Below are 10,437 nucleotides of genomic sequence, written 5' to 3'. Positions count from 1 at the left end.
GCCGCCGCCGGGCCGCCGTCCGCGCCGAGTTCGGCCTCGCGCCCGGCCGTCCGCTGATCCTGTCGGTGGGCCGGCTGCACCCGCAGAAGCGCTACGACATCCTGGTCGACGCCGCCGCCCGCTGGCGTACCCGGAACCCGGCGCCGGCCGTGGTGATCGCCGGCAGCGGGCCCGCGTACCTGCAACTCGCCGCGCGGATCTCGGCCGCCCGGGCCCCGGTGACCCTGCTCGGGCACCGCACCGACGTGGCCGACCTGCTCGCCGGCGCCGACCTGGCCCTGGTCACCAGCGACTGGGAGGCCCGGCAGCTGTTCGCCCAGGAGGCGCTGCGCGCCGGCGTACCTCTGGTGGCGACCGCCGTGGGTGGGCTGCCCGAGCTGGTCGGCGACGGGGCGGTGCTGGTCCCGGCGGGCGACGTCGACGCGGTCGACGCGGCCGTGCGCGACCTGCTGGACGACGACACCCGCCGGGCCGACCTGGGCCGCCGGGGCGCCGCCCGGGCCGCGACCTGGCCGACCGAGGCGGACACCGTGGCCGCCCTGGCCGACCTCTACGCCGAGCTGGCACCCGAGCCGTCGACGAGGACCTCGTGATGCTGCGCCGACTCACCCCGGTCCTGCTGACCCTGGTCGTCGTGGCGCTCGGCATCACCGCGCTCGCCGCCCGGCCGGACAACGGCGGCCCGAAGCACAGCGCCGACTTCGTGGTGCTCGCCGGGGTCGCCGGGCTGCGCTGGGACGACGTCGACCCGCAGACCACCCCCACCCTGTGGCGGATGGCCGAGCAGGGGTCCATCGGCTCCCTCTCGGCCCGCTCCGCGCACCGGCCCACCTGCCCGGTCGACGGCTGGCTCACCCTCGGCGCGGGCAACTTCGCGGCCTGGCAGGGCACCGGCCGGGTGGGCGACTGCCCGGCCGCCGGGGTGACCGTCGAGCAGCCCGACGGGATCGGCGCGAACCTGCCCGACCAGGAGAGCGTCGTGGCCTACAACCAGGACAAGCTGGCCTGGGGCACGACGCCGGGCGCGCTGTCCGAGTCCGTCCGCTGCTCGGTGGCGGTCGGGCCGGGCGCGGCGGTGGCGGCCGCTCGACCGTTCGGCCGGGTCGACCGGTACGCGCCGGTCCTCCCCGCCGACCCGGCGCCCCTGCTCGGCTCCTGCGTGCTCAGCATCATCGACCTGGGCACCGTCGATGGCGCCGACCCAGCGGTGCGGGCGGCCCAGGCCCGGCAGGCCGACGCCCAACTCGCCCGGGTGCTCGCCGCCCGGCCGAACCGCTCGCTGGTCCTGGTCGCCGGCGTCTCCGACACCGAAACGCCGTCCCGGCTGCACGTGGCGATCGCCGACGGACCCGGCTGGGAACGCGGCTGGCTGACCTCGCCGAGCACCGCCCGCGAGGGCTACCTGCAACTGGTCGACCTGGCGCCGACCGCCCTCGCCGCGCTCGGCCGGCCGATGCCCGAGCGGCTCTTCCTCGGCCGTCCCGCGGTCTCCGTCGGTGGCCGCCCCGCCGACCTGCGGGCGGCGATCGACCAGCCCGCCGACGCCGACCGGGAGGCCGGCGCGCAGCGCCGGGTGGCCGGCTGGTTCTTCGCCCTGCTCGCCGTGGCCCAGGTGGCCCTCGCCCTCGCGGTGCTGCCGCTGCTGCGCCGGGCCCGCCGGCACGCCGGCCCGTACGGCCCCGAACCGGTGTCGCGGCGGGTGGTGGCGGTGGTCGAGCTGCTGCTGATCGCCGCCGCGCTGGCCGTGCCGGCCGCCCTGCTCGCCGACGCGGCACCCTGGTGGCGCGGATCGCACGCCGGGTGGTGGTTCGGCGTGGTGACCGGGCTGCTGATCGTCGGCGGCACGGCCGCGGTCCGGTTCAGCCCCGGATACGGCAGCACCCTCGGTCCGCTCGGCGCGGTCGCCGGCCTGGCCACCCTGGTGGTCGGCGTGGACGTGCTCACCGGCTCCCGGCTGCAGCTCAACGGCGTGGTCGGCTACTCGTCGCTGGAGGGCGGGCGGTACGCCGGTGTCGGCACCATCGGGCTGGGCGTCTTCGTCGCCGGGGCGCTGCTCTGCGGCGGCTGGCTCGCCCAGCGGGTCCGCCGGCCCTGGCGGCCCATGGTGATGGTGATCGTCGGCGGCGCCGCCATGGTGGTCGTCGGCAGCCCGTACCTGGGGTCGGACTCGATCGGCGCGATCGCGCTCACCGCCGGGGTGAGCGTGGCCGCCGCGATCTGCTCCGGCGGCTGGCTGACGGTCAGCCGGCTGGCCTGGGCCACCATGGCCGGACTGGCGGTGACCATCGGTTTCGCCCTGGTCGACCTGGGCCGGCCGGCGGCCGAGCGGGGCAGCGTCGGGCGGTTCCTCGCCGCGCTGGGCGACGGCACCGGCGGGCTGACCGTGCACCGGGCCAGCAGCGCCAACGTGGAGACGCTGATGAACAGCCCGCTCACCGCGCTGGCCCTGGCCGGCGCGGCGCTGGTCTGGCTCGCGCTCTACCAGCCCTGGGGCGGGCTGATGCGGCTGTTCGGCATCTACCCGACGATCCGGGCCGCGATGGCGGGCACGGCCGTCGCGGCCGGCCTCGGCGGCCTGCTCGGCGGCTCGGCCCTGGACGTGGCCGGGTCGGCGGGCGCTCTGGTGGTGCCGATGGCGGCCCTCGCCGCGCTGCGGGTGCTCGACCACTCCACCGACCGCACCCAGCCCGGCAGCGGGCGGCCGGGGGAGGACGGCCCGGCCGGCGGTCCCACGGGTGGCGGGGACCACCCGGACGGCGGTCGCCCCGGATGCGCCGCCGATCCGGGCGGTGCCGCCCGGCCGGACGGCGACGCCGGCCGGCCCGACACGTCGGAGGGCACCGCCGGGGCCGAGCGCGGCGGTGGACCGCGCGGGCGGGTGCCGGCCCAGGGTCGTCCGGCATCGACGGAGGTGGCCGCCGGCTGAGCCGGAACCGGATTCACGTGCGGCGACGGCGGGTGCGACGCCGGTCCGGGCCGGAAGAGGTGTTACCGTGGAATCCCGTGGATCGCGTGATCACTTGGCTGATCGGCACGGCGGTTCGCACGACCGCTACGGACGACACGGGAGCAGGCCTTGGCCCCTTCAGCACGGACGACCAGGCACATTTTCGTCACCGGGGGCGTCGCCTCCTCGCTGGGTAAGGGCCTAACCGCCTCCAGCCTCGGCAACCTGCTGACCGCGCGCGGGCTCCGCGTGGTCATGCAGAAGCTGGACCCGTACCTCAACGTCGATCCCGGGACGATGAACCCGTTCCAGCACGGTGAGGTTTTCGTCACCGAGGACGGCGCCGAGACCGACCTGGACGTCGGCCACTACGAGCGCTTCCTCGACCGGGACCTGTCCGGCAAGGCGAACGTGACCACCGGCCAGATCTACTCCGCGGTGATCGCCAAGGAGCGGCGCGGTGAGTACCTGGGCGACACCGTCCAGGTCATCCCGCACATCACCAACGAGATCAAGTCGCGGATCCTCGGCATGGGCGAGCCGGACGCCGAGGGCCAGGTCCCCGACGTGGTGATCACCGAGGTGGGCGGCACGGTCGGCGACATCGAGTCGTTGCCGTTCCTCGAGGCGATCCGCCAGGTGCGGCACGACCTGGGCCGGGACAACTGCTTCTACCTGCACGTCTCGCTGGTGCCGTACCTGGCGCCGTCCGGCGAGCTGAAGACCAAGCCGACCCAGCACTCGGTGGCGCAGCTGCGCAGCATCGGTATCCAGCCGGACGCCCTGGTGCTGCGCTGCGACCGGGAGATCCCGGACAAGGTGAAGGAGAAGCTCTCCCTCTACTGCGACGTGGACCGGGAGGCGGTCACCGCCGCCCCGGACGCGCCGAGCATCTACGACATCCCCAAGGTGCTGCACAGCGAGGGCCTCGACGCGTACGTGGTGCGCCGGCTCGGCGTCTCCTTCCGCGACGTCGACTGGTCCCGCTGGGAGGACCTGCTGGAGCGGGTGCACCAGCCGCGTCACACGGTGACCGTGGCGCTGGTCGGCAAGTACGTCGACCTGCCCGACGCGTACCTGTCGGTCAGCGAGGCGATCCGGGCCGCCGGCTTCGGCCACCGGGCCCGGGTGCAGCTGCGCTGGGTGCCCAGCGACGACTGCGTCACCCCGGCCGGCGCGGCGGCCGCCCTGAACGGTGTGGACGGCATCGTCATCCCTGGCGGCTTCGGCGTGCGCGGCATCGAGGGCAAGATCGGCACCGCCCGGTACGCCCGGGAGAACGGCATCCCGCTGCTCGGCCTCTGCCTCGGCCTGCAGTGCATGACCATCGAGGTGGCCCGCCACCTGGCCGGCCTGAACGGGGCGAACTCGCTGGAGTTCGACGAGGAGGCCACGCACCCGGTCATCGCCACCATGGCCGACCAGGAGGACATCGTCGCCGGCAAGGGCGACCTGGGCGGCACCATGCGGCTCGGGGCGTACCCGGCGAGGCTGGCCGAGGGCTCGCTGGTCGCCGAGGCGTACGGCAGCACCGAGGTCAGCGAGCGGCACCGGCACCGGTACGAGGTGAACAACGCCTACCGCGACCAGCTCACCAAGGCCGGCCTGCAGATCTCCGGCACCTCGCCGGACGGCCGCCTGGTCGAGTTCGTCGAGCTGGACCGCAACCTGCACCCGTTCTTCGTGGCCACCCAGGCGCACCCGGAGCTGAAGAGCCGCCCGACCCGGCCGCATCCGCTGTTCGCCGCGTTCGTCAAGGCCGCCGTCGCGTACTCCCAAGCCGACCAGCTCCCGGTCGATCTGGAGACCGCCCCGCCGGAGGCCGCGGCCGCGAAGGCGAGCCGCAACGGCGCCGCCGCCGCGGCGAAGGCGGCGTCCGCGTCGTGAGCGTCGAGCACCGGTACGAGGTGACCGATCACCGGGAGATCTGGTCCGGCCGGATCTTCTCGGTGGTCAGCGACGACGTCACCATGCCCGGCGGCGGCACCGCGTGCCGCGACTACGTCACCCACGTCGGCGCGGTGGCCGTGGTGGCGCTGGACGACGCCGGTCAGGTGGTGCTGATCCGGCAGTACCGGCACCCGGTCGGCCGGCACCTGTGGGAGCTGCCGGCCGGGCTGATGGACGTGCGCGGCGAGGACCTCGCCGCCGCCGCGCGGCGGGAACTGGCCGAGGAGGCCGACCTCACCGCCGGCCGCGTCGACGTCCTGGTCGACCTGCACAGCTCGCCCGGCTTCACCAACGAGGTGGTCCGGGTCTTCCTGGCCCGGGACCTCGCCGACGTGCCCGCCGAGCAGCGGCACGACCGGCGCGATGAGGAGGCCGACCTCCAGGTCGTCCGGGTCGACCTGGACGAGGCGGTCCGGATGGTCCTGGCGGGGGAGATCACCAACGCCTCCTGCGTGGCCGGGCTGCTCGCCGCGGCCCGGGCCCGGGAGACCGGTTTCGCCGAGCTGCGCCGCCCGGAGGCGCCGCTGCCCCGGTGAGCCGGAGCGGACGACGAAGGGGCCGCGCGGTGCACAGCACCGCGCGGCCCCTTCGTGTGTAGGCGCTCAGTCGCGCAGCGGGCGCCCCTGGCCGTCGACGCCACCGTTGACCAGGATCAGGATGCCGTCGACGAGGCCCCAGATGCCGCCGAGGCCGCAGGTCACGATGCTCACCACGAGCTGGATCACGCCGGTCTTCGTGTCGCCCATGTAGAACCGGCCGACACCGAAGCTGCCAAGGAGGATCTGCAGGATGCCCGCGACGATCTTGCTCTTGTCGGAGACGCCCTGCGGGTACTGCTGGTAAGGAGGAGTGGTCATGAGCGGACACCTTAGTGATCCACTGCCGTCCTGTCCGCACCGCCGCTCCGAGGGTGGGACGATATTTACCGAATATTGTCCTGACGGCTGAGGTGGTCTCCACCGCCCCGCCCGGTTCATGCCTGACACACCGTCAAAACGACCGGGCACCGGATGCCACTGTGCTGGCCTCCGGGTAGTTCCCACAGTCCTAGACTGCCGCCGGCGGGACCGGTGGACCGCGTCGGCAAAGGGGCCGCCGCGGCGCCGAGCAGTCGGGGGTGAGCTGCCCCGGAGGAAGGTGTCTGCATCGTGAAGGTCGGAATCCCCCGCGAGGTCAAGAACCACGAGTACCGCGTGGCGATCACCCCCGCGGGCGTCAACGAGTTCACCCGCCACGGCCACGAGGTCTTCGTCGAGTCCGGCGCGGGCGTCGGTTCCAGCATCACCGACGACGAGTTCGCCGCCGCCGGCGCGAAGATCCTGGCCACCGCCGACGAGGTCTGGGACGCCGCCGAGCTGGTGCTCAAGGTCAAGGAGCCGATCGCCGAGGAGTACCACCGGATGCGCGAGGGGCAGGTCCTCTTCACCTACCTGCACCTGGCCGCCTCCAAGGAGTGCACCGACGCGCTGCTCGACCGCAAGGTCACCGGCATCGCGTACGAGACCGTCGAGCTGCCCGACCGGTCCCTGCCGCTGCTCGCCCCCATGTCCGAGGTGGCCGGCCGGCTCGCCCCGCAGGTGGGCGCCTTCTACATGATGCGCACCGGCGGCGGCCGGGGCGTACTGCCCGGCGGCGTCTCCGGCGTGTACGCGGCCAAGACCGTGGTCATCGGCGCCGGTGTCTCCGGCATGAACGCCGCCGCCATCGCCCTCGGCATGCAGTCCGAGGTGCTGCTGCTGGACAAGAACGTGGCCCGGCTGCGCCAGGCCGACGCCATCTACCGTGGCCACCTGCAGACCGTGGCCTCCAACGCGTACGAGATCGAGCGGGCCGTGCTCGACGCCGACCTGGTCATCGGCGCGGTGCTGGTGCCCGGCGCGAAGGCCCCGAAGCTCGTCTCCAACGAGCTGGTCTCCCGGATGAAGCCGGGCAGCGTGCTCGTCGACATCGCCATCGACCAGGGTGGCTGCTTCGAGGACTCGCGCCCGACCACGCACGCCGACCCGGTCTACAAGGTGCACGAGTCGATCTTCTACTGCGTGGCCAACATGCCGGGCGCGGTGCCGAACACCAGCACCCACGCGCTGACCAACGTCACCCTCCCGTACGCCCTCGAGCTGGCCAACCAGGGCTGGCGGCAGGCGCTGCGCAACGACCCGGCCCTCGCCCTGGGCCTGAACACCCACGCCGGCAAGGTCGTCTACGGTCCGGTCGCCGAGGCGCACGGCATGGACGTGCTGCCGCTGGCCGAGGTGCTGGCCTGACGGGCGACACCCTGACCACGGACGGGGCCGGCGCGGAGCCCGCGCCGGCCCTGCGCCGTGCCGTCCGGGGCTACCTGGACCATCTCACCGTCGAACGTGGACTCGCCACGAACACCCTCGCCTCGTACCGCCGGGACCTGGACCGTTACCTCGCCACCCTGGCCGCCGCCGGGGTGACCGACCTGGCCGCCGTCGGCACCGCCGAGATCGAGGGACACCTGGCCCGGCTGCGCGCCGGCGACGCCGACCACCCGCCGCTCGCGGTCTCCTCCGCCGCCCGCGCCGCCAGCGCCGTCCGCGGCCTGCACCGCTTCGCGCTGCGCGAGGGGATGGCCGGTGTGGACCCCGCCCGCGACGTCCGCCCGCCCACCCCGGCGCGCCGGCTGCCCCGGGCGCTGCCCGTTGACGACGTGCTCCGCCTGCTGGAGACCGCCGGCCCGGTCACCGCCACCGGCGACGCGGCGCCCCGCGCGTTGCGCGACCGGGCGCTGCTGGAGTTCCTGTACGGGACCGGAGCGCGCATCTCGGAGGCGGTCGGCGCCGCGGTGGACGACCTGGAGCTCGACGAGGGAGCCGTGCTGCTGCGCGGCAAGGGCGGCAAGACCCGGCTGGTCCCGATCGGCGGGTACGCCGTCGAGGCGGTGCGCGCCTGGCTGGTCCGGGGCCGCCCGGCGCTGCTCGCCGCCGGCCGGGGCACCCCGGCGGTCTTCGTCAACGCCCGGGGCGGCCCGCTGACCCGGCAGGGCGCCTGGGGCGTGCTGCGCGCCGCCGCCGAGCGGGCCGGCCTGCCGGTGACCGGCCCGGACGCGGTCTCCCCGCACACCCTGCGGCACTCGTACGCCACCCACCTGCTCGACGGGGGCGCCGACGTGCGGGTGGTGCAGGAACTGCTCGGCCACGCCTCGGTGACCACGACGCAGGTGTACACGTTGGTCACCGTGGAACGGCTGCGTGAGGTGTACGCGACCGCGCACCCGCGGGCCCGGGGCTGACCTCTTCGGACGCGGACGGCCACCCGGGCGGGCCGACACGCCGACCCGGTACCGAACGCGCTGCTGGCGCGTGGCGTACAGTCGGCATCGGCGCGGACCTCCAGGGGCGACGGACCGGGGGTGCGCAACGGCGCCGCGAGGGACGTCGGACGGCTCCGACGCCGGGTGGTCGTCGGGAGGGGGCAACGAGGACATGGCAGGCAACGAGGACCGTGCCGAGACCTGGACGTCGGAGCTCCGCGAGCAGCAGGCGTCGCTCGGCGCCGACCTCGGTCCGGCCGACCCGTCCGCCTACACCATGCGCAAGCCGATTCCCGAGCCCATGCCGACCGACCGGCACGGCCCGGCGCGGATCATCGCGATGGCCAACCAGAAGGGCGGCGTCGGCAAGACCACGACCACCATCAACCTGGGCGCCGCGCTCGCCGAGTACGGCCGCAAGGTGCTGCTGGTCGACTTCGACCCGCAGGGCGCCCTCTCGGTCGGCCTCGGCGTCAACCCGCACAACCTCGACCTGTCGGTCTACAACCTGCTCATGCAGGACGACGTCACCGCCGAGGACGTCCTGATCAAGACCGACGTGGCCGGGCTGCACCTGTTGCCGGCCAACATCGACCTCTCCGCCGCGGAGATCCAGCTGGTCAACGAGGTCGCCCGGGAGATGGCCCTGGCCCGGGTGCTCAAGACCGTCCGCAAGGAGTACGACTTCGTCCTGATCGACTGCCAGCCCTCGCTGGGCCTGCTGGCGATCAACGCGCTCACCGTGGCGCACGGCGTACTCATCCCGCTGGAGTGCGAGTTCTTCAGCCTGCGCGGGGTCGCGTTGCTGCTGGACACCATCGACAAGGTGCGCGAGCGGCTCAACTTCGACCTGGAACTCGAGGGCATCCTCGCCACCATGTACGACTCCCGCACCACCCACTGCCGGCAGGTGCTGCAGCGGGTGGTGGAGGCGTTCGGCGACAAGGTCTACCAGACCGTGATCACCAAGACCGTGAAGTTCCCCGAGTCGACCGTCGCCGGCGCCCCGATCACCACCCTCGACCCGGCCTCCTCCGGCGCGCGCAACTACCGGCAGCTGGCCCGCGAGGTGATCGCCGCCCAGGCCGACCGGTAGGCCGAACACCGGGTGTCCGGAACGTGGACTACGGTTTGCCGGTGACCGCACCGCCCCTCGACCCGCCCGCGCCGCCCGGCGCCGGCGACCCCGCGGCCACCGCCGAGCTGGCCGCCGAGGTCGACGGTGTGCTGCCCGCCGACGCGACCACCGTCGAGGAGGCCAGCGGCTTCACCGTACGGCTGGACAACTTCACCGGCCCGTTCGACCTGCTGCTCCAGCTGATCAGCAAGCACAAGCTCGACGTGACCGAGGTGGCCCTGCACAGGGTCACCGACGAGTTCATCGCGTACATCCGGGCCATGGGTGACCAGTGGGACCTGGACGAGACGAGCGAGTTCCTGCTGATCGCCGCCACCCTGCTCGACCTCAAGGCGGCCCGGCTGCTGCCGTCGGCCGAGGTGGAGGACGAGGAGGACCTGGCCCTGCTGGAGGCGCGGGACCTGCTCTTCGCCCGGCTGCTGCAATACAAGGCGTACAAGGAGGCGGCGGCGCACCTGGCCGAGCTGGAGTCGGTCGGCGGTCGCCGCTACCCCCGCGCGGTCACCCTGGAACCCCAGTACGCCGAGGCCCTGCCCGACCTGGTGCTCGGGATCGGCCCGCAGCGGCTGCTCAAGCTCGCCCTGAGGGCGATGATGCCGAAACCGGTGCCCGAGGTGTCGATCGCCCACGTGCACATGGTCCGGGTCAGCGTCCGCGAGCACGCCGAGATCATCACCGGGCGGCTGCGCCGCGCCGGCACCGCCACCTTCTCGCTGCTCTGCGCCGACTGCGAGATCACCCTGGAGGTGGTGGCCCGCTTCCTCGCCCTGCTGGAGCTCTACCGGCAGGGGCTGGTCGCCTTCGTGCAGGAGCAGGCGCTGGAGGAGTTGACCGTCCGCTGGACCGGTCCCGCCGAGGGCGACACCGAGCTGACCATCGACGAGTACGCCGGCTCCCCGGAGCCGCCCGCCCCGCCCGCTCCAGCGGCTGACGCACCGGTCGCCGGCCGGGCGGACGACCCCGCACCGACGCAGGAGTGATCCCGATGAGCGAGCGTCAGCGAGCGAATCATCAACGCAGTGCCGTGGTGCCTCATGGCGGCACGGAGCGAAGCGGAGTGCCGGCATGAGCGACGAGGAGCGCCCCGACTCCCTGGCCGACCAGGCCGCCGCCTGGATCCCCCCG

9 protein-coding genes are annotated in these 10,437 nt (G+C 73.9%); 8 read left to right on the top strand and 1 reads right to left on the bottom strand.

Annotated features, from left to right (window positions below):
- The 4 genes from ONA70_RS30830 to ONA70_RS30815 all read left to right on the top strand — a co-directional run.
- Window positions 1–593, top strand: a 593-nt coding sequence (locus ONA70_RS30830) for a glycosyltransferase (RefSeq protein ID WP_265010013.1), incomplete at its 5' end; no start/stop codon positions are given.
- Window positions 593–2,926, top strand: coding sequence for a hypothetical protein (locus tag ONA70_RS30825; RefSeq protein ID WP_265010012.1), 2,334 nt, complete (start codon window positions 593–595; stop codon window positions 2,924–2,926). The genes ONA70_RS30830 and ONA70_RS30825, both read left to right, overlap by 1 nt.
- Window positions 2,927–3,076: 150 nt before the next feature.
- The gene (locus tag ONA70_RS30820) at window positions 3,077–4,834 is read left to right on the top strand and encodes a CTP synthase (protein ID WP_265010011.1); all 1,758 of its coding nucleotides are present in this window, start codon (window positions 3,077–3,079) and stop codon (window positions 4,832–4,834) included.
- The gene (locus tag ONA70_RS30815) at window positions 4,831–5,433 is read left to right on the top strand and encodes an NUDIX domain-containing protein (RefSeq protein ID WP_265010010.1); all 603 of its coding nucleotides are present in this window, start codon (window positions 4,831–4,833) and stop codon (window positions 5,431–5,433) included. The genes ONA70_RS30820 and ONA70_RS30815 overlap by 4 nt, the downstream gene beginning before the upstream one ends.
- 66 nt (window positions 5,434–5,499) lie before the next feature.
- On the opposite strand, the gene ONA70_RS30810 is transcribed toward ONA70_RS30815, so the two are convergent.
- Entirely contained in the window at window positions 5,500–5,754 is a 255-nt protein-coding gene (locus tag ONA70_RS30810) for a TM2 domain-containing protein (RefSeq protein ID WP_265010009.1), read from the bottom strand.
- 291 nt (window positions 5,755–6,045) lie between these two features.
- Here ONA70_RS30810 and ald point away from each other — a divergent pair, with 291 nt between their 5' ends.
- The 4 genes from ald (at window position 6,046) to ONA70_RS30790 (ending at window position 10,292) form a co-directional block, all read left to right on the top strand.
- The gene (ald, locus tag ONA70_RS30805) at window positions 6,046–7,161 is read left to right on the top strand and encodes an alanine dehydrogenase (protein ID WP_265010008.1); all 1,116 of its coding nucleotides are present in this window, start codon (window positions 6,046–6,048) and stop codon (window positions 7,159–7,161) included.
- 11 nt (window positions 7,162–7,172) lie between these two features.
- Window positions 7,173–8,153, top strand: coding sequence for a site-specific tyrosine recombinase XerD (locus tag ONA70_RS30800; protein WP_265010014.1), 981 nt, complete (start codon window positions 7,173–7,175; stop codon window positions 8,151–8,153).
- Between the two features lie 193 nt (window positions 8,154–8,346).
- Entirely contained in the window at window positions 8,347–9,270 is a 924-nt protein-coding gene (locus tag ONA70_RS30795) for a ParA family protein (RefSeq protein ID WP_265010007.1), read from the top strand.
- A 41-nt stretch (window positions 9,271–9,311) separates the two neighbouring features.
- A complete protein-coding gene (locus tag ONA70_RS30790) occupies window positions 9,312–10,292 on the top strand; it encodes a segregation and condensation protein A (RefSeq protein WP_265010006.1) in 981 nt (326 codons plus the stop codon).
- The last annotated feature ends 145 nt before the right edge of the window (window positions 10,293–10,437 follow it).

The organism is Micromonospora yasonensis (assembly GCF_026013475.1).
In the GTDB taxonomy this organism is placed as follows: Bacteria; Actinomycetota; Actinomycetes; order Mycobacteriales; family Micromonosporaceae; genus Micromonospora; species Micromonospora yasonensis.
Note: the sequence above shows the minus strand (reverse complement) of the source record. Positions and strands in the feature narration are given on the sequence as shown.

Excerpts from the sequence above, each read along its gene's own strand:
- ONA70_RS30825 (WP_265010012.1), top strand. The coding sequence starts at position 593 with ATGCTGCGCCGACTCACCCCGGTCCTGCTGACCCTGGTCGTCGTGGCG.
- ONA70_RS30810 (WP_265010009.1), bottom strand. The coding sequence starts at position 5,754 with ATGACCACTCCTCCTTACCAGCAGTACCCGCAGGGCGTCTCCGACAAG.
- ONA70_RS30795 (WP_265010007.1), top strand. The coding sequence starts at position 8,347 with ATGGCAGGCAACGAGGACCGTGCCGAGACCTGGACGTCGGAGCTCCGC.